25 protein-coding genes, 1 tRNA gene and 1 pseudogene are annotated in these 19,615 nt (G+C 64.7%); 9 read left to right on the plus strand and 18 right to left on the minus strand.

Annotated elements, in window-relative coordinates:
- Window positions 1–24 precede the first annotated feature (24 nt).
- From ACPTTC_RS13945 to ACPTTC_RS13985, 9 genes are all read right to left on the minus strand, one after another.
- Window positions 25–696 carry a hypothetical protein gene (locus ACPTTC_RS13945; RefSeq protein WP_423392812.1) on the minus strand — a complete coding sequence of 224 codons (672 nt, stop codon included), beginning with the start codon at window positions 694–696 and terminating at the stop codon, window positions 25–27.
- The gene (locus ACPTTC_RS13950) at window positions 677–1,165 is read right to left on the minus strand and encodes a hypothetical protein (protein ID WP_423392813.1); all 489 of its coding nucleotides are present in this window, start codon (window positions 1,163–1,165) and stop codon (window positions 677–679) included. The genes ACPTTC_RS13945 and ACPTTC_RS13950 overlap by 20 nt, the downstream gene beginning before the upstream one ends.
- Before the next feature lie 160 nt (window positions 1,166–1,325).
- Window positions 1,326–1,745, minus strand: coding sequence for a hypothetical protein (locus tag ACPTTC_RS13955; RefSeq protein ID WP_174916468.1), 420 nt, complete (start codon window positions 1,743–1,745; stop codon window positions 1,326–1,328).
- A gap of 3 nt (window positions 1,746–1,748) precedes the next feature.
- Window positions 1,749–2,066: a helix-turn-helix domain-containing protein gene (locus ACPTTC_RS13960; protein WP_423392814.1), complete on the minus strand. Its 318-nt coding sequence runs from the start codon at window positions 2,064–2,066 to the stop codon at window positions 1,749–1,751.
- Window positions 2,067–2,079: 13 nt separating this feature from the next.
- Window positions 2,080–2,361, minus strand: coding sequence for a helix-turn-helix transcriptional regulator (locus tag ACPTTC_RS13965; protein ID WP_174916466.1), 282 nt, complete (start codon window positions 2,359–2,361; stop codon window positions 2,080–2,082).
- A 60-nt stretch (window positions 2,362–2,421) separates the two neighbouring features.
- Entirely contained in the window at window positions 2,422–2,937 is a 516-nt protein-coding gene (locus ACPTTC_RS13970; RefSeq protein WP_423392815.1) for a hypothetical protein, read from the minus strand.
- Window positions 2,938–3,050: 113 nt separating this feature from the next.
- Window positions 3,051–3,398, minus strand: a complete 348-nt coding sequence (locus ACPTTC_RS13975) for a hypothetical protein (RefSeq protein ID WP_423392816.1) — start codon at window positions 3,396–3,398, stop codon at window positions 3,051–3,053.
- Window positions 3,399–3,501: 103 nt separating this feature from the next.
- Window positions 3,502–3,672: a hypothetical protein gene (locus ACPTTC_RS13980; protein ID WP_423392817.1), complete on the minus strand. Its 171-nt coding sequence runs from the start codon at window positions 3,670–3,672 to the stop codon at window positions 3,502–3,504.
- A 430-nt stretch (window positions 3,673–4,102) separates the two neighbouring features.
- Window positions 4,103–4,438, minus strand: coding sequence for a hypothetical protein (locus tag ACPTTC_RS13985; protein ID WP_423392818.1), 336 nt, complete (start codon window positions 4,436–4,438; stop codon window positions 4,103–4,105).
- An 851-nt stretch (window positions 4,439–5,289) separates the two neighbouring features.
- On the opposite strand from ACPTTC_RS13985, the gene ACPTTC_RS13990 reads away from it, so the two are divergent.
- The 3 genes and pseudogenes from ACPTTC_RS13990 to ACPTTC_RS14000 all read left to right on the plus strand — a co-directional run.
- Window positions 5,290–5,366: transfer RNA gene (locus tag ACPTTC_RS13990), tRNA-Met, on the plus strand.
- Window positions 5,367–5,579: 213 nt separating this feature from the next.
- Entirely contained in the window at window positions 5,580–5,912 is a 333-nt protein-coding gene (locus ACPTTC_RS13995) for a hypothetical protein (RefSeq protein WP_423392819.1), read from the plus strand.
- A gap of 13 nt (window positions 5,913–5,925) precedes the next feature.
- Window positions 5,926–6,246: pseudogene (locus ACPTTC_RS14000) on the plus strand (TetR family transcriptional regulator C-terminal domain-containing protein); the annotation flags it as partial.
- 29 nt (window positions 6,247–6,275) lie between these two features.
- Here the strand turns inward: ACPTTC_RS14000 and eco are convergent.
- The gene (eco, locus tag ACPTTC_RS14005; RefSeq protein ID WP_175951052.1) at window positions 6,276–6,776 is read right to left on the minus strand and encodes a serine protease inhibitor ecotin; all 501 of its coding nucleotides are present in this window, start codon (window positions 6,774–6,776) and stop codon (window positions 6,276–6,278) included.
- 143 nt (window positions 6,777–6,919) lie between these two features.
- Here eco and ACPTTC_RS14010 point away from each other — a divergent pair, with 143 nt between their 5' ends.
- Complete coding sequence (locus tag ACPTTC_RS14010) at window positions 6,920–7,225, plus strand: hypothetical protein (protein WP_423392820.1); 306 nt, start codon at window positions 6,920–6,922, stop codon at window positions 7,223–7,225.
- Between the two features lie 184 nt (window positions 7,226–7,409).
- Here ACPTTC_RS14010 and ACPTTC_RS14015 read toward each other — a convergent pair whose 3' ends face one another.
- Window positions 7,410–7,811, minus strand: coding sequence for a hypothetical protein (locus tag ACPTTC_RS14015; RefSeq protein WP_011352835.1), 402 nt, complete (start codon window positions 7,809–7,811; stop codon window positions 7,410–7,412).
- Between the two features lie 117 nt (window positions 7,812–7,928).
- On the opposite strand from ACPTTC_RS14015, the gene ACPTTC_RS14020 reads away from it, so the two are divergent.
- Together ACPTTC_RS14020 and ACPTTC_RS14025 are read left to right on the plus strand one after the other, a co-directional pair.
- Window positions 7,929–8,309 carry a DUF5594 family protein gene (locus ACPTTC_RS14020; protein WP_175951049.1) on the plus strand — a complete coding sequence of 127 codons (381 nt, stop codon included), beginning with the start codon at window positions 7,929–7,931 and terminating at the stop codon, window positions 8,307–8,309.
- A 159-nt stretch (window positions 8,310–8,468) separates the two neighbouring features.
- Complete coding sequence (locus ACPTTC_RS14025) at window positions 8,469–9,836, plus strand: MFS transporter (RefSeq protein WP_226198785.1); 1,368 nt, start codon at window positions 8,469–8,471, stop codon at window positions 9,834–9,836.
- A gap of 31 nt (window positions 9,837–9,867) precedes the next feature.
- Here ACPTTC_RS14025 and ACPTTC_RS14030 read toward each other — a convergent pair whose 3' ends face one another.
- The 3 genes from ACPTTC_RS14030 to ACPTTC_RS14040 all read right to left on the minus strand — a co-directional run bounded on the left by ACPTTC_RS14030 (window position 9,868) and on the right by ACPTTC_RS14040 (window position 12,214).
- Entirely contained in the window at window positions 9,868–10,461 is a 594-nt protein-coding gene (locus ACPTTC_RS14030; RefSeq protein ID WP_423392821.1) for an AAA family ATPase, read from the minus strand.
- Window positions 10,454–11,875: an alpha,alpha-trehalose-phosphate synthase (UDP-forming) gene (gene otsA, locus ACPTTC_RS14035; protein WP_423392822.1), complete on the minus strand. Its 1,422-nt coding sequence runs from the start codon at window positions 11,873–11,875 to the stop codon at window positions 10,454–10,456. The genes ACPTTC_RS14030 and otsA overlap by 8 nt, the downstream gene beginning before the upstream one ends.
- 141 nt (window positions 11,876–12,016) lie before the next feature.
- The gene (locus ACPTTC_RS14040; RefSeq protein ID WP_226198782.1) at window positions 12,017–12,214 is read right to left on the minus strand and encodes a hypothetical protein; all 198 of its coding nucleotides are present in this window, start codon (window positions 12,212–12,214) and stop codon (window positions 12,017–12,019) included.
- Between the two features lie 288 nt (window positions 12,215–12,502).
- Between ACPTTC_RS14040 and ACPTTC_RS14045 the strand changes: the two genes are divergently transcribed.
- The gene (locus ACPTTC_RS14045; RefSeq protein ID WP_423392823.1) at window positions 12,503–13,054 is read left to right on the plus strand and encodes a hypothetical protein; all 552 of its coding nucleotides are present in this window, start codon (window positions 12,503–12,505) and stop codon (window positions 13,052–13,054) included.
- Window positions 13,051–13,545 carry a hypothetical protein gene (locus ACPTTC_RS14050; protein WP_423392824.1) on the plus strand — a complete coding sequence of 165 codons (495 nt, stop codon included), beginning with the start codon at window positions 13,051–13,053 and terminating at the stop codon, window positions 13,543–13,545. The genes ACPTTC_RS14045 and ACPTTC_RS14050 overlap by 4 nt, the downstream gene beginning before the upstream one ends.
- Window positions 13,546–13,614: 69 nt before the next feature.
- Here ACPTTC_RS14050 and ACPTTC_RS14055 read toward each other — a convergent pair whose 3' ends face one another.
- Both ACPTTC_RS14055 and ACPTTC_RS14060 read right to left on the minus strand, forming a co-directional pair.
- A complete protein-coding gene (locus tag ACPTTC_RS14055; protein WP_011352844.1) occupies window positions 13,615–14,952 on the minus strand; it encodes an AAA-associated domain-containing protein in 1,338 nt (445 codons plus the stop codon).
- A gap of 22 nt (window positions 14,953–14,974) precedes the next feature.
- Window positions 14,975–16,732: an ABC transporter permease gene (locus ACPTTC_RS14060; protein ID WP_226198778.1), complete on the minus strand. Its 1,758-nt coding sequence runs from the start codon at window positions 16,730–16,732 to the stop codon at window positions 14,975–14,977.
- A 511-nt stretch (window positions 16,733–17,243) separates the two neighbouring features.
- Between ACPTTC_RS14060 and ACPTTC_RS14065 the strand changes: the two genes are divergently transcribed.
- Window positions 17,244–17,510: a hypothetical protein gene (locus ACPTTC_RS14065; RefSeq protein ID WP_027786765.1), complete on the plus strand. Its 267-nt coding sequence runs from the start codon at window positions 17,244–17,246 to the stop codon at window positions 17,508–17,510.
- Between the two features lie 42 nt (window positions 17,511–17,552).
- Here ACPTTC_RS14065 and ACPTTC_RS14070 read toward each other — a convergent pair whose 3' ends face one another.
- Together ACPTTC_RS14070 and ACPTTC_RS14075 are read right to left on the minus strand one after the other, a co-directional pair.
- On the minus strand, window positions 17,553–18,869 hold the full coding sequence (locus ACPTTC_RS14070; RefSeq protein WP_423392825.1) for an ATP-binding protein: 1,317 nt from the start codon (window positions 18,867–18,869) through the stop codon (window positions 17,553–17,555).
- Window positions 18,853–19,578, minus strand: a complete 726-nt coding sequence (locus tag ACPTTC_RS14075; RefSeq protein WP_009693256.1) for a response regulator — start codon at window positions 19,576–19,578, stop codon at window positions 18,853–18,855. Before ACPTTC_RS14075 ends, ACPTTC_RS14070 begins: the two co-directional genes overlap by 17 nt.
- Between the last annotated feature and the right edge of the window lie 37 nt (window positions 19,579–19,615).

The raw sequence follows: 19,615 nt of genomic DNA on the forward strand, positions 1-19,615 counted from the left end.
TTTTCCGCCTGTGCAGCCCGCTGCTCAGGCGTCCAGCGTCGCGGCATGGTTGCTCCCTCGTTCGTCTCTTAATAGTTCGTTTGATCGTTCCGGCGATTCTTCGCTCGTGCGCGCGGACGTGCCTTGCGTCACCGGTCCGTTGTTGACCTGCTGGTTGCCCGCCGCATTGTTCTGCTGCTTGATGAACGCGACCGACTTGGGCGCCTTCAACTCGCCCAGAACTCGCAGTGTTTGCGTACATTGAGCCTGGGCTTTCAGAGCCATACGCATGAGGACTTCGGCCTGCGGGAGGCGCTTGGCGATATTCGCGCCCGCGAGCTGCGCGCACTCGTTGTAGATCGAATTGAGCGACATGGCCTGCGCGATAAGCAGCGCCTCGGGCGTCGTCATATCGCCCTCGCAAACGCCTTTCACACGCCTGTGAAACTCCTCGTACATGCTGATAACGTTGGCCGGGCCGTACGCCTTCATCGAGTCCGGAATAAAGCTCATTGCCGTGTGAGCCGCCATGAATGACGGTCGCGCCATCAAATCGGCGGTGGTTTCGGCGGCGGTCGTTCCGCGCTTTTCCGCACGCTCTTTGTCCGCATGCGTAGCGGAGGCGGCGGGCTGGCCGCCGGTCTCGATCGCCGCGACGGAACTGGATGCAATCGCCGGCTCAGCCGCTTCCATCTGTTCAGAACGAGCCGTCGTCATTGATCCCCTCCCGGTAGTCGATCTGGTCGAAGTTGTTCCTGCGCATCGGTTTTCGATTTCGATTCACATATGCAACAGGGTCGAACTTGCCACGTTGCTGCGGCACTGCCTTGCCATGCACACGCGCCGCCTGTTCACCCTGGGCTGTCAGTACGCAATCACCGTCGGCGTAGCGCCACAAACGGTACCAGTTGTCCCGGACCGCATTCCGGAAGGCCGCCCGCCAGTCCCGGTATTTCTTTGCCGTGTTGTCGAGATGGCGCTCACGAAACTCCAGCCAGGCGATCTCAAGGAAATCATCGGGAATGCCGGCGCGCTCGGCGTAGCGATAGGCCGGATCATCGGCAGGGATGGCCTTTTCGCCAGCGGCCTTGCACGCATCAAGGAACTCGGCCATCGTGACCTCTTCCTGCCGCCGCTTCTGTTTCAGTAACGTTTCGGTATCGGGCAGCATCGATTGCTGGTTCATCGCTGCACCTCCTTCTGGGAAATTGCCTGTGTAGATGGCTTCTCTAGAGGGTCACCGTCTGGCGGTGTAGAGAGAGTGGCAAAAACGGCCTCTATTGCACCGTCTGGCGGTGTAGGAGAGACGGTCTCTACACCGTCTCCCGGTGCAATAGGAGTGCTCCCTACACCGTCTCCCGGTGTAAGGGCATCGTTTTGAGATAGGCACTTCGAACGAAGCCCGCTTCCGCTCCCTCGTCGTACCCATCCAGTCGATCCAATGTCTGCCACGTCAGTGCGTACCAGCTCGCTCGATTCGGTCGCCGTCCCTTTACCGTCTCGTAGATCAATCCAGCTTCCAGTAACTCCTGCTTGGCTCGCTGAATCGTGTCGTACGAAGTCCAGCCCCGAGGCCCGAGATACGCCAGCGTCGCTATCAAGCGCCCGTTGTCGTCCCCGTGGTACTGCCTCGCCATTTCGAGCAAGAGCGACTTGGCAGGGTGAGAAAGACCCAGATACGCCCGACTGTCGAGCACGCTCCATGGAATCGCGAGAAAGCCACCAGCATCGCGGCTGGTCTTGCTGTGTCGCCGCTTGTTCGCCATACATCACGCGGCCTCCATCATGTCGACAAGATCCGGTTCGCGATCAAGCAGGCTGTATCGCGCCACATTGGCGTGCAAGAAACCGTCTGAGTCGACGGCCGAGACGCGATGCGAGCAAATGCGATAACCGAGCCGGACAAGCTCCTTGATGCGTTGCGCGGGATGGCTAATACCTCTGGCACGCAAGCTGTAGGTCGTTTGCCCATCGGCCCTGAGATATTCGAGCACGCGCTTACATTGCGCAGCGGCTGACATATCTTTATTATTGGAATTGACGTTCCTGGCTGCCTTGTTTTGCGGGGTGGCCATTTTTTTATTCATCCTAGGCCTCCCGTCAAACTCCGCACATCGATTGCTCGATGCAGTCCACCCGATAACTGACGGGATCGGCGAACCAGCGATGGAGTTCACGGTTCGGCCACGCAGTGCAACGTGGAGAGAGATGTTGCCGGCGCGGGAAGCGACCTTCCCTCTCGCGCTTGCGGAGCGTTTCACGGCAGAAAGGGATAAAGGGTCGCAGATCACTCCATCGCGAAAAACCATCAAGCGGGAGTGAATCCGGGATGGAAAGGTGCGCGCCACCGAGCGATTGCGCGTTTGCTGCCTTGTTCGTCATTGCTGTGCCTCCTTAGGCGTTGTTTGCAATGACAAGGTATATTTTCGTTCGTCGGCTATCCTAAGGCGCGTTTCCGTTTTTCTTCTTAATCACGCCCGCATTTTTTAGAATGTCACGTACTCGTCGGTCTGAATACTTAAAGTGCCGTGCCGTTATTGATGCCAACTCATGAGGTTTTTTCCCTTTTTCGAGTTGCTGGCAAGCGTATTTGACTATAGCATCATGCACCGACGCTACGTCGGGCTGACGCACCGAAGCAGTAGCCCTCCCGCCCTCGATTGCAGCCTCGCGACGCTTTACTTTAGTCTCCACATAGGACGCCGCGTTGCTCACCAGTTCTTTCTCAAGTGCTCGGATCAATTCAGGGTTGCCGTGTGCGCTACGCTTCGCGATGTCGAAGTGCCGCCTAAAGTCTTCATCTTCAAATACGGCAGATAGCGGTATATGGCCCCTGCGCTTTTCTAACCGCCTGCCCCGTTCGGTCTGCATTGCAAGGCGCCGCTTATTTTTCGAGCGTGCAGCCGCATTGCCAATCAGCTCGTCAAACGCATCCGGCTTTTTCGCTTCTTTGGTCATCCCGCATCCCTCAATGCGATCCCTCACGAGCAGGTGCCCATACCAGGCCGATGAAGGTTTCCGGCTTTTCGCTCCATCGAGCTAGGCAGGGGCAAACCTGTTTATGCTATCTGTCATATGGAGCTGCGCCTAATCTCACGCAACGCCCATTGCCGCGCAGCGATATCCTTCGGATCGTTCCAATGGAAAAAGAACGTTCCGCGCATTCGGTAAGCACGTGGATGCTTGCCTTTGATCTCAGCGTGGGCTTTTCGACACGCCTGCTTTGTCGCAAGCATCGGCGATAAAGGAACACCAAGATATCGATGCCCATCTGGCAGCCGCCTATCCTCCACAACCTGCCAGTAGGTTACATTGAAAGCGGCTTGCGCTCGGTCCAGCCTATCCCATCGACGAAGCTGCTTTGTCGTCGGATGGAAGTCAGGCAGACCGGCAAGCTCGGTTGGATTCGCGTCAGCCATGACAACCTCCACTAAAGGTTCCGTGGTCAGATGCTGATCGAAGCTGCCCCACCTTCCAGCACCGTTTATCCGCCTGATACCGTCTGGCAACGGTCGAATGCCTTCACACGCCGCAGTCTGGACGCCGCCCGTCGAGTAGTTCCTTCACTTCCTCCAGCATTTGCACTACCGGAGGCAAATGTTGGTCGCGCACGTGGTGACGGCGTGCCTGATAGAGGTGGAACAGAGCAACATCCAGCTTGCCTTGCACGATTTCGACTTCGTATTCGTTCATCATAGGCACTCGGTATCGATCAGGCAGCTGACAGACCGACACCCAATCATCTATCAATCGGGGGTATTTTTGGGGGTACAAATCCACACAAATCCCCCGTCAGCTCCATGTACTAACTAGGCATGAATTCTGTCGGGGGACCAGTCATGCTCCAAACCATCCCCAAGATTCACAAGAAACTCCCCGCTCAAGCCCGTCTGGCGGCCATCTCGCGCCCATCGTTACCCAACGTTGCTCAGTGACAGCCGGAGAAAGTGTTGGTATTTTTGTTGGTATCAGCCGATACCAACAACACAGATACCAACAATGCCTCTCACTGACATACAGGTGCGAAACGCGAAGAGCGGATCAACATCCTCCTCGCGACCTCGCTCATTTCGCCTCACTGCCGGCAATGGGCGGGGCGCGTCGATGTTGGACTGCCCCCAGCTTACTCGTCGAACGGCCCGGCTTCAAAGGTGGCCACTCCGTCGGCATACTCTCGCACCCATATATCGCGGTGATCTTCGCCAGAGCCCTTTACTCCGAACGACGCATGCGGGAGGCATGAAGCCAACTTGTCGAACAGCATGACGATCGCCATGCTGTTCAGAAAGAAGAGAGTTGAAGTTGGTAGAGCCGAACCACATGCCTCGGTGAGGTCGGTCAATACGTCGTGGCTTAGCGAATATTCGTCAAGAAACTTCAAGAGTTCGTCGCGGACGCTAGCAACATTCAACGGCTCGCCATCGAACAGATGAACCCAAACCTGAGTGTGAAAGCTCATTTGAACTTACTCCGTTATTTTTCTCATTCAAGCACTGGCTCTTCACGGCGTGCAGAGTGCATCGTGATTGTTGACGATCTAGCGCCCGTTGTCGATCGGCCGAGTTTGGCCTTTCGTGGGCAGCTTAACCGCCTCCGGAAGCTCATAGCACCACCTGTTACGTTCTCGAGGTTGGCGTCCGGCGACATTGCCGCAATCTGTCATCTCCGCCCCGTTGACAGACCGCGCTTCGTTTAAGGCGTAACAGTATGGATATGCCCTCCCTTGTCGCGCGCCTCCCAACGAGTTTTCAGAGTTGGCACCGTACTGCCTGTCCACTGCATTTCGGTATGAATATGACCCCCTTGGAGTGTCGCGGCTAGAGAGAAAACGCGGGTGTGAGCCCCCGCGTCTTTGCCCTAGACGCAGAGTCCCCTGCTTTCCGGCCGCGCTAACACTTGCGGCCGGCGCAACAATGCCCGATCGGGGCGCATCGCGGACACCCCCCTCGAAAACACGTTGTCGACGCCCCTCGAATCCCGGAGAGCATTGCCCCGTTTGGCTTTGCGGTCGACGCAGACTGTCGTCGCCTGTCCGCTTAGTGCAAAACGAGTTGGAGATTTGGAGATAAACGCCTGAATCGGCCGCTCAGCCTTGTCGGGACCAGCCATCCTCATACCTTCATCCACTTCCCCATGATCAAGCACCGCAACGACGGCGACGAAAAGCGCCTGACGTCGAAGCAGATCAGGAAGCCTCGGCAGCCAACCTGCACGCCAGATCGTCACGCTTGATGAAGGTGAAGCGCAGATTCATTCGACGCAAAGCACCAATCGATTGACTCCCCACATCAGCCCTAGTACACTTCGCGCCGCGGGGTGGAGCAGTCTGGCAGCTCGTCGGGCTCATAACCCGAAGGTCATAGGTTCAAATCCTATCCCCGCAACCAATACCGAAGCCCGCTCTGCGAAAGCAAGCGGGCTTTTTGCTTTCCGCATGCCCTGTTGCGTGTGCGCTGACTGGCCGCACCGCGCACAAATTGCAGAACATTCAGCCCCCGGCGTCTCCTGCGACACACGATCGCACCCCGTCCGATCGCTCCTGCCTCTCACGCATACATTGCGTAGAATTCCGAACCTTCTTCAGCACCCGGACTCCCGCAATGATTCGAGCGATCGCGGCACTCGCCGCGCTTTCAGCGATCACCGGCACGGCAAACGCCGCCGACACCTTCACCGCGCCCGCGAAGCAGCGCTATGTAAGCCCTGGCATCGCCAACATCACGAACGCAGCAGCACCGCACGCGGAAACCTCCTCCCCCAACTCACGCTGCCGTGAACTGGCCGCCGGCATCGACGCCGTCACGCATGCCCCCGACCGAGGCCAGAAGGTCGTGCGCGGGATGGGCCGGGACGGCAAACCACGCAACGAGCTGCGCGCTTACGACAAGCGCGCCGATCTCGAAACCGAGCATCACCGGCTCGGCTGCCGATAACGAACGCAACGCCACCCGGTCGAAAAATCACGCCGGCTGCCTGGTCGTGCTCTCAGCGCAACACCCGGCCGAGCGTTCCGACACGGTTCGGCAGACGCTGATCGCGATACGCGAGCGCACGGTGGAGAATCTGCGCGAGCGCCTCAGCCAAGGTGTCGCGACCGGCGAAATCGCGGCGCAAGCTAACCTCGACGCGATCGCGCGGTACTACGTGACGGTCCAGCAGGGGATGCCGATTCAGGCGCGCGACGGTGCAAGCCGTCGCGATCTGGAGGCCGTCGCGCAAGCCGCGCTGGCAGCGCGGCCAGCGCTCGTCGATACGCACGGCACGTAACGGCAGGACGTCGCGGCCGCGCCGTAACGTTACTGCTTCGCCGCGTGCTGCACGTCCTTCGACGCATGCCACACGCGATAGCGCACCTCGAAGCCATCCGGCACATAGACGACGAGCGGCAGGCGGCTGTTGTAGCGCAGCAGCTGGCCGTCACCGCGCACCTGCACGAACCGTTGCTGCGGCGCCTGGCCCGGGCACGCCATCAGCGTCGATGCCGGCCCTTTCACGTCGGTGAGCTGGTAGTACGTATAGCCCCAACCCTTCACGTCCTCGGCGGTCAGCTCGCCGCCGAACCACTGCTGGTTGCAGTCGGTCTGCAGCATCTTGCCGATCATCAGCTCCACGCGCGCATCGCCTTCGTTCTCGAGTGCGGGCAGCGCAATCACGACGCGCTGCTGGCCGGCCGCTGCCTGCGGAAACATCTTGATCGACTCGGCCGGCACGGCGGGCGCCGACGCAGGCCCGGCCACGCAGGCGGCAGCAGTCGTCACGCAGAAGGCGGCCAGCGCGGCCCGGATCGCGAATTTCATCGATGTACTCCTGAAAAACAAATGAGCCCCGGATGCTAACACTTTCGTCGCAACACCTTACGGCACTGTAATTTGACGACACAATTGCAAACAGCTGGCAATCCCCTTGCGCGGTACTTATAGGGGAACCAACGGAGAACATCATGCTGAAGCTCATTGCCGCCGCCGGCGTCGCCACCCTGCTGGCCGGCTGCGTCGTCGCCCCGGATGCCGGATACGGCTACGGGCAGCCCTACTATTCCGCGCCGGGCTACGCGTACGCCCCGTCGCCGGTGTACGGCACGGTCAATATCTGGGGCGGTGGCGGCGGACGCGACTGGGATCGTGGCCGGCGCGATTACCATCGCTGGGACGGCGATCGTGGCAACCGCGGCAACGGCTGGGGGCACGGCGGCGGACACCGCGGCGACTGGAACGATGGCGGCGGAGGCGGAGGCCATCGCCACTGACCCATGCATTTGCAACCGTTTGTATCCGCACTCCGCGCGTCAGGATGACCGACGCGTCACGCAGACGAACGGACGGCCGCGCAAAAAGCGAAGGCCCTCGCATGAAGCGAGGGCCTTTTGTCGTCCGGTGCGGCGAAGCGAACGGCGGTGGCGCCGACCGTTCGCGCTTCACGCGGCCGCCTGCTTACCAGCCGGCCGGCTGCGCGTAGCCGCCCGATACGGGCGCGCCGCACACATACGCGCGCTGGTAGCGGTCGTAGCAATAGTTCGGGCCGTCGTCCTGGTACTGCGCCTGCTGGTAGGTCGGATACGCAGGCTGCTGGTACGCGGGGGCCTGGTAGTACGTCGGCGGCTGATAGGCCGGTGCCTGGTACGCGGGCGCCTGATATGCAACGGGCGGATTCATCGCGGACGTCACGATCGCGCCCAGCACCGCACCGCCGATCAAGGCGCCGATGACGGCGCCACCGTCGCGACCATGTGCGGACGCCGGACCTGCCACGGCAAGCGAACCGGCGAGGACACACACTGCGGCAATTTTTTTCATGATGGACTCCCACGCGAAGTGGTACTGGATGCGATGCATTGTGGCGGCTTGCGGCCGTAATAGATGCAGCAAGTGGTAACGCGCGATTACCGGTATCACGCACATCGAAATGCGCCGGCGCCGTGCTACGATTTTCGGCATACAGGAGACGCCGTCATGCAGCCCGAAACCGCCCGCCGTTTCGATACCGAATTCGCCCCGCGCATCGCACAGGCGATCGCCGCCTTCTTCGCCGATCACGTGCTGACCGACGTCGTCCCGTATGGCGGCCACGGGCACCCGACGTGCGTGCAGATCCGCAGCGCACCGCACGAGCATGTCAGCGGCTTCGAGCATCCGCTGAACCTCGAGCTGACCTGGGACACCGACGAAATCGAGCGGCTGATGGAGCCGGACGGCCCGCAACGCTTCGAGCACTATCTGGCCGCGCTGCCGAAAAAGCTGGGCGCGTGGCAGGGCGCGCGCGACATCGATCTCCTGTCGCGCACACAGGCCGACCCGCTCGTGCGGCTCGGCGGCCTCGACTTCGAAGGCTGAGTGCCGGCGTCGCGCCATGCGGCCCGGTGATACACTCGACCGGCCCGCTCCAGCACAGTTGCGCCGGCCGGGCCGCTCATCGCCGCCTCCACCCTTTTCGCATGGTTGCGCACGCAACCGGCAACCGGGCGCGCGGACAACCACGCATCTGCTCCCGCCATGAACGCCGATACCGGCCTGCCGCTTCCGCAACGCTACTGGGCGATCGTCTGCGTCGCACTGGGCATCACGCTCGCCGTGCTCGACGGCGCCATCGCGAACGTCGCGCTGCCGACGATCGCGCACGACCTGCACGCATCCGACGCCGCGTCGATCTGGATCGTCAACGCGTACCAGCTCGCGGTCACGATCACGCTGCTGCCGCTCGCATCGCTCGGCGAGCGCATCGGATATCGCCGCATCTACATCGCAGGGCTCGCGCTGTTCACCGCGGCGTCGCTCGGCTGCGCGCTCGCCGGCTCACTGCCGATGCTGGCCGTGATGCGCGTAATCCAGGGCTTCGGCGCGGCCGGCATCATGAGCGTCAACGCGGCGCTCGTGCGGATGATCTACCCGTCGTCGATGCTCGGGCGCGGGCTGTCGATCAACGCGATGGTGGTGGCGCTGTCGTCGGCGATCGGTCCGACGGTCGCGTCCGCGATCCTGTCGTTCGCATCGTGGCCGTGGCTGTTCGCGGTCAACGTGCCGATCGGCATCGCCGCGGTACTCGGCAGCCTGCGCGCGCTGCCGGCCAACCCGCTGCACGATGCGCCGTACGATTTCCCGAGCGCGCTGATGAACGCGTGCGTGTTCGGGCTGCTGATCACGGCCGTAGACGGGCTCGGCCACGGCGAAGGCCATGCGTACGTCGCGGCCGAGCTGGCCGTCGCGTTCGTCGTCGGCTACTTCTTCGTGAAGCGCCAGCTGTCGCAGCCGGCGCCGCTGCTGCCGGTCGACCTGATGCGCATCCCGATGTTCGCGCTGTCGGTCTATACGTCGATGGCGTCGTTCACGTCGCAGATGCTCGCGTTCGTCGCGCTGCCGTTCTGGCTGCAGAATTCGCTCGGCTTCTCACAGGTCGAGACGGGCCTGTACATGACGCCGTGGCCGCTCGTGATCGTGTTCGCCGCGCCGCTCGCGGGCGTGCTGTCGGATCGCTATTCAGCTGGCATCCTTGGCGGGATCGGGCTCGCGCTATTCGCGGCCGGGCTGTTGTCGCTCGCGACGATCGGCGCGCACCCGGGCACCGTCGATATCGTGTGGCGGATGGCGCTGTGCGGTGCGGGCTTCGGGTTGTTCCAGTCGCCGAACAACCGCGCGATGCTGTCGTCGGCGCCGCGCGAGCGCAGCGGTGGCGCGGGCGGCATGCTGAGCACCGCGCGGCTGACCGGGCAGACGCTTGGCGCCGCGCTCGTCGCATTGATTTTCGGGCTCGCGCCCGATCGCGGGCCGACGACTGCGCTCTATGTCGCCGCGGCATTCGCTGCGGTGGCCGCGGTCGTCAGCATGCTGCGCATCACGTCGCCTCGCCCGGACACGGCGACCTGAAGCCGCCACGCACCACGCGCGCGGCCGGGCATCATGCCGCGTCGAGCGCGTCCATTACGAAGCGCACGCGCGCCTGCACGCTATCGCGCGGCAATTCGATCAGCCGGTAGCCATATGACGTGTAGCACTCGACCATCGCGTCGTAGGTGCGCACGGCTTCCGCGAAATCCTGCCGGCGCTCGGTGTCCTGCGCATAGATGTCGGGCCACGGCGGCGCGATGAACACGCGCGGGTGATAGCGGAAACGGCGGGCCGCGGCTTGCGCATGCGCGGGCACCGGCAGCCCCGTCAGTCTCAGGTAGCCGACCACGTCCGGCACGCCACGATCGAAGAACACGGGCCCGCGCGCGCGGCGCGCGAGATCGTACGAGCGTATCTCCCAGCTCAGCATCAGCTCGGCGAACGCGGCCGGGTCGCGCCATGGCAACGCCTGACCGTCGATCGCCATCTGGTCGCGGGTCACGCCGCGGCCCGCTTCCTGCGAGCGCGCGAAACCGGCGTGCTCGAGCGCATCGAGCAACGTGCTCTTGCCCGAACCCGGGCCACCGGTCACGACGAAGAAGCGGCGTACGGCGTCTTCGCTCGCGTCGTCGGCGGCGCCGGGCTCCTGCATGAAATCACGCATGCGCAACCCGCCGGCCCGCGCGCCGCGTGACCGACGCGGCGGCCGCGACACTGCGCAAGTCGGCAACGAACGTATCGCGCCAGACCGACAGGTCATTCACGCGCAGCCGCGCGAGGTTCTCCTCGTGGCGTGCCTGCCGCTCCGCGAGCGGCATCGACAGCGCGCGCTCGAGCGCCTCGGCCATCTGCGACAGGTCGTACGGATTGACGAGAAGCGCGCCGGTCAGCTCCGCTGCCGCGCCCGCGAACTCCGACAGCACGAGCACGCCCGGATCGGCCGGATCCTGCGAAGCGACGTACTCCTTCGCGACGAGATTCATCCCGTCGCGCAACGGCGTCACGTAGCCCACCTGCGACATCCGGAAGAACGCCATCAGCAGGTTGCGCTCGTACTTGCGGTTCAGGTACTGGATCGGTGTCCAGTCGAGCTGCGAGAAGCGGCCGTTGATCCGGCCCGCCTCGCCTTCGAGCGTTTCGCGAATGTCCTGATAGGTCTTCACGTCGGAGCGCGTCGGCGGCGCGATCTGCAGGAGCGACACGCGCCCCTGCCAGCCCGGCGCATTCGCGAGCATCCGCTCGAACGACTGGAAGCGCTCCACCAGCCCCTTCGAGTAATCGAGGCGGTCGACGCTCATCACCAGCTTGCGGCCGTCGAGCGCCTCGCGCAGCATCTTCACCGGCTTGCGTGTGCCGTACTGGACGGCCGCCTGCGCGATCGCGTCGGGATGCACGCCGATCGGATAGGCGGCGACCTTCACGACGCGACCGTGCGCGTGCAGCATCCCGTCGTCGCTCGCCGCGCCGATCCCGCGCCGCTCGATGTAGTCGGTAAACGCCTGCTTGTCGTTCTCGGTCTGGAAGCCCGCGACATCGTACGCGCACATGAACTTCACGAGTTCCTCGTGCGGCGGCACGAGACGCAGCATGTCGGGCGACGGAAACGGAATGTGCAGGAAGAAGCCGATCGGGTTCTTCACGCCGAGCTCGCGCAGGTAATGCGCGAACGGCAACAGGTGATAGTCGTGTACCCAGATCAGGTCGTCGGGGCGCAGCAATGCGGCAAGCTGCTTGGCGAGCATCGCGTTCACGCGGAGATAGCCCGCGTACTCCTGGCGGTCGAAGCGCGCGAGATCGCCGCGGTAATGGAATACCGGCCACAGCGTCGCATTCGAGAAGCCGCGGTAGTACTGGTCGTAGTCGCGCCGGGTCAGCCCGACCGTCGCATAGGTGACGTTGCCGTCCCGCTGGATCGCGGGCTCGGCGTCGGGCGCGCCGACGATCTCGCCGTTCCAGCCGAACCAGACACCGCCCGTTTCCTTCAGCGCGTCCATCACGCCGACCGCCAGGCCACCCGCGCTCGGGCGCGTGTCCTCGCCGGCGGCGACACGGTTCGATACCACGATCAATCTGCTCATGCGGCTTCCCCTCCTCGATTCGATTGGCTGGCGCGCGACGCGCACCACGGCGGACACGGCTCCTCGAAGGCGGCCGTGCGGCGATTCAGACGTGAGCAATGCAGGTGTGAAAGACAGCGGCCGAGTGCGGCGGCAATGACATCAAGCGTCCTGCTCCTGGCCGAGATCCCGCTGATAGTCGAGCCCTTCCGGACGAGCGCCGCCCTGGTTGTGATCGCCGTCGGACGGCGTCTCGCCGGGCGCGCCGGCAGGCGGTGCCGCTGGCGCGTCGGTCCGCGGACGCGGGTGGTCTGCCGCTGGGTCCGGCGGCCGGGGCGAAAACCGTTTCGAACGACGCATGGCTGGGTGTCTCATGTGCGGCGCGGCCCGAGGCCGTCGTAGAAACGTTCCATGACTCAAAAGTCTAGGTCGCTTCCTTGCATGCCAAGGTAACAATTGCCTTCAATTTGTAACGTTTCGACCCCTCTGGATTCATCTGTCCGACAATGACGCCGCGCGCACGCGCGCGGCCTGCCGTCTGGCGATTTGTCAAAGCTTTGCAATTTTCCTATGACAATTGCGAAACAATGACGCGGCATGACGGCGTGCATGCGACGCCGCTCACCCAGACAGGACTTGCACTCAGGGATGAACAATCGTTTCGAATCGCCGCGCCGGGCCATGCCGGCGCGCGTCGTGCTGGCCGTGATCGCCACGGCCGCACTGCTGTCCGGCTGCAACTCGCTGTACAGCGAGGGCGCGACAGCCGGCGCCGGTATCGCGGGCGCCGCGATCGCCTCCAAGGTCACCAGCAACGCCGCCGTCGCGACGGGCATCGGCCTCGGCGCCGTCGCCGGCGCGCGAGCAGGCGTCCAGTACACGCAGCGCGTCGCACACCGCTACACACAGGAACAGATCGCGAAGGCCGCCGGCCCGCTCGACGTAGGCGGCGTCGCGCCGTGGTCGACGCACCACGCGTTCCCGATCGAGGACGACGAGCAGGGTCGCGTGACGGTCAGCCGGATGATCAGCATCGGCCCGCTCGACTGCAAGGAAATCGTGTTCGCGGTCGACACGCCCGCCAAGGGCGACAAGGCTGCGCAATCGGCGTTCTACGTCGCCACGATCTGCCGCGACGGCCCCGTGTGGAAGTGGGCGTCGGCCGAACCGGCGACCGAACGCTGGGGCGCGCTGCAATGAGCGTCGCGCTTCGTATCGCGGCCATCGGCGCGCTGTGCGCGGCGACGGCCACGCTGTCGGGCTGCGGGTCGGTCGGCGCGGCGAGCGGCGCACTCGCCGGCGCGGCGACGGGCCTCGTCACCGCGAACCCGGCGGTCGGCGTCGGCGTCGGGATTGCCGTGCAGGCGGCGACCGACGAAGCCGTCAACCGCACGATGAAGCAGCTCCATCAGAACCAGCAGGACGCGATCGCGAAGGTGGCCGGCAGCCTGGCCGTCGGCGATGTGAAGCCGTGGAAGGTGAAGAACACGCTGCCGCTCGAAAACGGCGAAGGCGAAGTGCGCGTCACGCGCGCATACTCGTCGGCGCTCGCGATGTGCAAGGAATTCGCGTTCTCGATGAAGGACGGCGACAAGGCCGACTGGTATTTCGCGAATGCGTGCCAGCAAGGCGCGCACTGGAAGTGGGCGTCGGCGGAACCGGCGGTCGACCGGTGGGGGAATCTGCAGTAACCGTGCGATGCGCGGTGTATGACGCGCGGCGGATACACACTTGCCGGGCCGTACGGCCCGGCATGTCGATCAAGACTCGACGTCCTCGAGACTGAAAATCTCGGTCTGGTCGTTGTACGAAAAGATCTCGCCATAACGGCCCCAGTCGATCACCGCGTCGAGCGTCTCCTCGGCGGCGCCGTCCGACAGGAAATCCTCCAGCTCCTGCTCGAAGCGCACGCGCGGCGCACGATGGCCCGGGCGCTCGTTCAGCACCTTCTTGATCCGCGCGGCGAGCGGCACATGCTTCAGCAGGTGATCCGCGAACATCAGCTTGCGCTCCTGCGTGCCGAATTCCGCGAACACGCGCCCCGGCGGCGTCAGGAACACGTCCCCTTCCCGCACGTCCGCGAAACCGAGGTACTGCAGCACTTCGGCGATCGGGAACAGGTCGTCGACCTCGAGGTGCAGCGTGCGCGCGATTTCCGGCATGTCCGCGCGGCCGTGGTACGGCGCCATCGCGAGCGTCTCGATCAGGCCGGCCATCAGGTTGGTCGACACCTGCGGCAGCCAGCTGCCGAGTTCGAGCCCCTTCTTCGTCGCCTCGCCGGTCTGGCGGGCCGTCATCTTCGCGTAGATGTCGTCGACGAGCTTGCGGAACGCCGGGTCGAGACGATTGCGCGGATGCTTGAACGGCACCTTGATCTCGGCGATCACGCGGCCCGGGTTCGACGACAGCACGAGGATCCGGTCGCACATGAATACCGCTTCCTCGATGTTGTGCGTGACGATCAGCACCGACTTGATCGGCATGCGGCCCTGCGTCCACAGGTCGAGCAGGTCGGTACGCAGCGTCTCGGCCGTCAGCACGTCGAGCGCGGAGAACGGCTCGTCCATCAGCAGGATCGTCGGATCGACGACGAGCGCGCGCGCAAAACCCACGCGCTGGCGCATGCCGCCCGACAGCTCGCGCGGATACGCGTTCTCGAAACCGTCGAGACCGATCAGGTCGATCGCGGCAAGCGCACGCTCGCGCCGCTCGCGTGCGCCGACGCCGAGCGCTTCGAGGCCGGCCTCGACGTTCTGCAGCACGGTGAGCCACGGGAACAGCGCGAAGGTCTGGAACACCATCGCAACGCCTTCGGCCGGGCCGCGCAGCGGCTGGCCGAGATAGGTCACTTCGCCGCCGGTCGGCTCGATCAGCCCGGCGATGATGCGCAGCAGCGTCGACTTGCCCGAGCCGGAACGGCCGAGCAGCCCGACGATCTCGCCTTCGCGCAGCGACAGGTTCGCATCGTCGAGCACGAGCAGCTCGCCCTGCGTCTTGTTGAAGCCGCGACAGACATGATCGACGCGCAGGATTTCCTCACCGAGGCGCGGCGGTTGGTTCGTCTGGACGGGGGCGTTTACAGCATTCGGATTGTGCATCGCGTTTCGCTCTCAATCGGTCTCAGTCGAGCCGCAGCTTCGCTTCGGCGAAAGCATACAGCGGACGCCACAGCAGGCGGTTGAACAGGGTAACGAACAGGGACATCACGGCGATGCCCAGGATGATCTTCGGAAAATCGCCGGCCGCGGTGGTCTGCGCGATATAGGCGCCGAGGCCGTGCGCCTCGATCTTGGTATTGCCCCACTGCACGGCTTCCGACACGATGCTCGCGTTCCAGGCACCGCCCGATGCGGTGATCGCGCCGGTCACGTAGTACGGGAAGATGCCGGGCAGGATCGCCTGCCGCCACCACTGCCAGCCACGGATGCGGAAGTTCGTCGCCGCTTCGCGATAGTCGTTCGGGTAGGACGTCGCGCCGGCAATCACGTTGAACAGGATATACCACTGGGTGCCGAGCACGATCAGCGGCGACAGCCAGATGTCGGGGTTCAGGTGGAAGCGCGCGATCACGATCACGAACACCGGAAACAGCAGGTTCGCCGGGAACGCCGCGAGGAACTGCGCGAGCGGCTGCAGCTTTTCGGCGAGCTTCGGGCGCAGCCCGACCCACACACCGATCGGCACCCAGATCACCGACGCGATCGCGATCAGCACGACCACGCGCAGCAGCGTGATGAGCCCGAGCACGAGCACATGGCCGACGTCGGTCATCGTCACCCCGGTCGACACGAAGCTGATGACGCGCCACACGATATACGCCGTGCCGATCAGCAGGAGTCCCGCCCACGCAATGTCGACCGTGCGCGACGCCTTCTTCTCGACTTTCGGCAGCGAGAAGCGCATCGCACCCGACAGCGGCAGGCGCAGCGGAATCCGCGCGGCCTTCGCGAAGAACCAGCCGGCCGGCACGAGCAGCTGATGAATCAGCCGTGTGCGGCGCACGAGGTCGAGCAGCCAGGACTGCGGTGCATCGCCCGATGCGGTGTTTTCCATCCGGAACTTGTCGGCCCACGCGATGAGCGGGCGGAACAGGAGCTGGTCGTACGCGAGGATCACGACGGTCATCGTGAGGATCACCCAGCCGATCGCACCGAGGTTCTTGTCCGAGATCGCCTGCGCGAGGTACGCGCCGATGCCCGGCAGCGTGATGGTCTGGTTGCCGACGGTGATGGCCTCCGACGCGACGACGAAGAACCAGCCGCCCGACATCGACATCATCATGTTCCAGATCAGGCCCGGCATCGAGAACGGCACTTCGAGCTTCCAGAAGCGCTGCCACGACGTCAGGTGGAAGCCGCGCGACACTTCGTCCAGGTCGCGCGGCACCGTGCGCAGCGACTGGTAGAAGCTGAACGTCATGTTCCACGCCTGGCTCGTGAAGATCGCGAAGATCGCCGCGAGCTCGGCGCCGAGCACGCGGCTCGGGAACAGCGCGAGGAAGAACGTGACCGTGAACGAGATGAAACCGAGCACCGGCACCGACTGCAGGATGTCGAGGATCGGGATCAGCACCATGCCGGCACGCCGGCTTTTCGCGGCGAGCGTACCGTAGATCAGCGTGAACGCAAGCGACGCAACCATCGCGGCGAGCATCCGCAGCGTGGTGCGCAACGCGTATTCGGGCAGGTTCGACGGGTCGAGCGAGATCTTCTGCGTCTGCAGGGTGCCGATCGGCGCCATCGTTTCGTGGAAACCGACGATCGCCATCGCGAGCAGGCAGATGATCAGCGGAAACGCGATGAAATCCCACCGGTTCGGCAGGACGCGCCACGCGGACGCGTTGGCGGTCCGGTTCGGATTGAAGAATCCGACGTCCATCAGGCGCTCTCCCCGGTAAGGCCGAACGAAGCCGGCAGTCGATGTTGATTCATGGCAAAGCGCACGGGTGCGGTAATTCGATTGACTGACGATCGCGCGAGCGCGGGGCGCCGCGCGTGCATGCGCTGCCGCGCCCCGGACGAGCCGGCCCGCGACGGCACGACACTACACCAACCTGTATTTCAGGTACAACCGTCCGGGAACGGCGCACGCGGTGCACGGATCGTGCCTGGCGGGCGCGTGGGCGGAAGGCGGGTGCGCGGGTCGAGCAGCCCGGCCGCAGTCTTTCGGCTGGCATGCAGGCACGAATTATGCCGTGATCCGGGCCGCCCGTGAACCCGCCATCCGCCCACGCGCGCAAACCCTGTCGGACGTCACCAGCCGGATACGACTAAGCGGGTATGATCAGGGCTGGCCCGTGGGGTCTGTTGCGGACGGTCCGATGGCAACGCATGCGCGTGCCCGATGTCAACAGGCCCTGGGGATCAATCGACGAGCGGGAGGAAAGGGAATGGCAGGAAACTTGGTGATCGTCTGCCGCGATCAGGATGCCGACGCGTTCTACGAATTGATGCAGGAGTACGGGTCGTTCCAGACGCGATTGTCGTCGACGGCGTGGTACCTGAACATGAACGTCGTGCCTGAATCGCTGCAGGAGGAAATCCTGGAACGCCTCGGCCGGTATACGACCGTCTACATCTTCGAGGCCACCAGCGTGACCTACAACACCATCGACAGCAACGCGGCCGAGACGCTCGGTACGCTGTTCGGCGAATGATGCCGCGCGGCGCCGGCCCGGCCGGGCTGGCGCCGCAGCCGCTCATGCGGCCTGTGCGTGGCGTTCGTCCTTCGGCACGACCTCGAACGGGAACGTCATCGCGACGCGCAGGCCGCCTTCGGGGCGGTTGCCGATGTCGCACGCCCCGCCCAGCCTGAGTACGAGCCGCTCGACGATCGCGAGCCCGAGCCCGCTGTGGCCGTTGCCGCCGCGCGCGGGGTCGAGCCGCACGAACGGCCGCGTGGCCGCCGCGAGGTCGCGCGGCGCGATCCCGCCGCCGCTGTCGCTGACCGACAACACGTAGCCGGTCGACGTGCGCGCCGTCTCGATGAGCACGGGCGGCGCACCGTACGCATGGGCGTTGTCCAGCAGGTTCGACAGGATCCGGTCGAGCGTCGCCGTCGGCAGCCGGAAGCCCGGATCGGCGTCGAGCCGGGTCTGGACCGTCGGCGCATTCGGCGCGACCGCGCGATAGCTGCGCGCGATCCGCTCGCACGTCTGATCGACCGGCACCGGCTCGCTGCGATCGGACCCGCCGTGCGCAAACACCAGGAATTGATCCACGATGTGCGACATCGAATCGACGTCGCGCACGACGCCATCGCGCAACCGGACGTCGTCCATCATTTCCGCCCGCAGGCGCATCCGCGCAAGCGGCGTGCGCAGGTCGTGCGCCACGCCCGCCAGCATCACCGCACGGTCGCTCTCGGCTTGCGACACCTGTTCCACCATCTGGTTGAAGCCATGCGTGAGCTGGCGCAGCTCGCGCGGGCCGCGCTCGCGCAGCGGCGGCACCGGCTGGCCGCGGCCGAAGCGCGCGACCGCGCGCGCCAGCGAACGCAGCGGCTGCTGCAGCTGCCAGGCGGCAAACAGCGCGGCGATCACGCCGGCCGAAAAGATCGTGCCGAGCCACAACAGCATCCGGTCGAGCGAGCGTGGCGGCCGCAGCGGCTGAACCGGCACCACGATCCAGTTGCGATCGGTCGGCTCCTTCACCCACAGCACGGGCGGATGGCCGGGCGCGCCGATCTCGACGCGCGTGCCGGGCGGCATCCGCTCGCTGACATCGTCGCGGAACCGCTTGAGCGGCGCCGGCAGGTTCTCGTCGCCGCCCTTCGGCACGTCGGCGCTGTCCGGCGTCACGAGCCGCACGCGCGACGGCAACGGCTGGTCGGGCGTGCGCTCGACGTGCTGGCGCACCGCGTCGACCAGGAACGCGGCCTCCTCGACCGCATAACGCGTCTGCATCTGGTTGCGCTCGAGCCGCATCGCGAAAAACCACGCGAAATGCGACAGGAGCAGGACGCCAACGACGAGCAGCGCCAGCCGCCCGAACAGCGAATCAATGGGTTTGCGCATGGGCCTCGCCGTCGGGCACGAACACGTAGCCGCGCCCGCGGACCGTCTGGATGAAGCGCGGCGTCGACGGATCCGTTTCGAGGATGCGGCGCAGGCGCCACACCTGGACGTCGATGCCGCGGTCGGTTCCGTCGTACTCGGGCCCGTGCAGGAGCTCGAGCAACCGCTCGCGCGTCAGCGTGCGCAGCGCATGGTTCACGAAGATCTTCAGCAGCGCGAATTCACTGCTCGACAGCGTGGCCGGCTTGCCGTCGACCGACAGCGTGCGCGCCTGGAAGTCGAGCACGAAGCGGCCGAATGCGAACGGCTCGCGCTGTTCGGGAGCCGCCGCCGACGGCGTCGCGCGGCGGCGGCGCAGCACGGCCTGCACGCGCGCGAGCAGCTCGCGCGGGTTGAACGGCTTGCCGAGGTAGTCGTCCGCGCCGAGCTCGAGCCCGACGATGCGGTCGACGTCGTCCGCGCGGGCGGTCAGCATGATCACGGGGATGTCGTCGCCGGCCGCGCGCAACTGGCGCAGCGCGGTGAGGCCGTCGACGCCCGGCATCATCAGGTCCAGCACGATCAGGTCGGGCCGCTCTCGCTCGAGGCGCTTCTCGAGCGTCGCCGCGTCGTGCAGCACGGACACTTCCATCCCCTGGCGCACGAGGTAGTCGCGCAGCAGGTCTCGGAGTTCTTGGTCGTCGTCGACGATGAGGATCTGGGTAGTCATGGCTCGAAGTTTACCGCGCGAGGGCGGGGTCAAAGAA

Origin of the sequence: Burkholderia mycopellens, assembly GCF_964265025.1 — a bacterium.
Lineage (GTDB): Bacteria > Pseudomonadota > Gammaproteobacteria > Burkholderiales > Burkholderiaceae > Burkholderia.

Excerpts from the sequence above, each read along its gene's own strand:
- ACPTTC_RS13945 (WP_423392812.1), bottom strand. The coding sequence starts at position 696 with ATGACGACGGCTCGTTCTGAACAGATGGAAGCGGCTGAGCCGGCGATT.
- ACPTTC_RS13950 (WP_423392813.1), bottom strand. The coding sequence starts at position 1,165 with ATGAACCAGCAATCGATGCTGCCCGATACCGAAACGTTACTGAAACAG.
- ACPTTC_RS13955 (WP_174916468.1), bottom strand. The coding sequence starts at position 1,745 with ATGGCGAACAAGCGGCGACACAGCAAGACCAGCCGCGATGCTGGTGGC.
- ACPTTC_RS13960 (WP_423392814.1), bottom strand. The coding sequence starts at position 2,066 with ATGAATAAAAAAATGGCCACCCCGCAAAACAAGGCAGCCAGGAACGTC.
- ACPTTC_RS13965 (WP_174916466.1), bottom strand. The coding sequence starts at position 2,361 with ATGACGAACAAGGCAGCAAACGCGCAATCGCTCGGTGGCGCGCACCTT.
- ACPTTC_RS13970 (WP_423392815.1), bottom strand. The coding sequence starts at position 2,937 with ATGACCAAAGAAGCGAAAAAGCCGGATGCGTTTGACGAGCTGATTGGC.
- ACPTTC_RS13975 (WP_423392816.1), bottom strand. The coding sequence starts at position 3,398 with ATGGCTGACGCGAATCCAACCGAGCTTGCCGGTCTGCCTGACTTCCAT.
- ACPTTC_RS13980 (WP_423392817.1), bottom strand. The coding sequence starts at position 3,672 with ATGAACGAATACGAAGTCGAAATCGTGCAAGGCAAGCTGGATGTTGCT.
- ACPTTC_RS13985 (WP_423392818.1), bottom strand. The coding sequence starts at position 4,438 with ATGAGCTTTCACACTCAGGTTTGGGTTCATCTGTTCGATGGCGAGCCG.
- ACPTTC_RS13995 (WP_423392819.1), top strand. The coding sequence starts at position 5,580 with ATGATTCGAGCGATCGCGGCACTCGCCGCGCTTTCAGCGATCACCGGC.
- eco (WP_175951052.1), bottom strand. The coding sequence starts at position 6,776 with ATGAAATTCGCGATCCGGGCCGCGCTGGCCGCCTTCTGCGTGACGACT.
- ACPTTC_RS14010 (WP_423392820.1), top strand. The coding sequence starts at position 6,920 with ATGCTGAAGCTCATTGCCGCCGCCGGCGTCGCCACCCTGCTGGCCGGC.
- ACPTTC_RS14015 (WP_011352835.1), bottom strand. The coding sequence starts at position 7,811 with ATGCATCGCATCCAGTACCACTTCGCGTGGGAGTCCATCATGAAAAAA.
- ACPTTC_RS14020 (WP_175951049.1), top strand. The coding sequence starts at position 7,929 with ATGCAGCCCGAAACCGCCCGCCGTTTCGATACCGAATTCGCCCCGCGC.
- ACPTTC_RS14025 (WP_226198785.1), top strand. The coding sequence starts at position 8,469 with ATGAACGCCGATACCGGCCTGCCGCTTCCGCAACGCTACTGGGCGATC.
- ACPTTC_RS14030 (WP_423392821.1), bottom strand. The coding sequence starts at position 10,461 with ATGCGTGATTTCATGCAGGAGCCCGGCGCCGCCGACGACGCGAGCGAA.
- otsA (WP_423392822.1), bottom strand. The coding sequence starts at position 11,875 with ATGAGCAGATTGATCGTGGTATCGAACCGTGTCGCCGCCGGCGAGGAC.
- ACPTTC_RS14040 (WP_226198782.1), bottom strand. The coding sequence starts at position 12,214 with ATGCGTCGTTCGAAACGGTTTTCGCCCCGGCCGCCGGACCCAGCGGCA.
- ACPTTC_RS14045 (WP_423392823.1), top strand. The coding sequence starts at position 12,503 with ATGAACAATCGTTTCGAATCGCCGCGCCGGGCCATGCCGGCGCGCGTC.
- ACPTTC_RS14050 (WP_423392824.1), top strand. The coding sequence starts at position 13,051 with ATGAGCGTCGCGCTTCGTATCGCGGCCATCGGCGCGCTGTGCGCGGCG.
- ACPTTC_RS14055 (WP_011352844.1), bottom strand. The coding sequence starts at position 14,952 with ATGCACAATCCGAATGCTGTAAACGCCCCCGTCCAGACGAACCAACCG.
- ACPTTC_RS14060 (WP_226198778.1), bottom strand. The coding sequence starts at position 16,732 with ATGGACGTCGGATTCTTCAATCCGAACCGGACCGCCAACGCGTCCGCG.
- ACPTTC_RS14065 (WP_027786765.1), top strand. The coding sequence starts at position 17,244 with ATGGCAGGAAACTTGGTGATCGTCTGCCGCGATCAGGATGCCGACGCG.
- ACPTTC_RS14070 (WP_423392825.1), bottom strand. The coding sequence starts at position 18,869 with ATGCGCAAACCCATTGATTCGCTGTTCGGGCGGCTGGCGCTGCTCGTC.
- ACPTTC_RS14075 (WP_009693256.1), bottom strand. The coding sequence starts at position 19,578 with ATGACTACCCAGATCCTCATCGTCGACGACGACCAAGAACTCCGAGAC.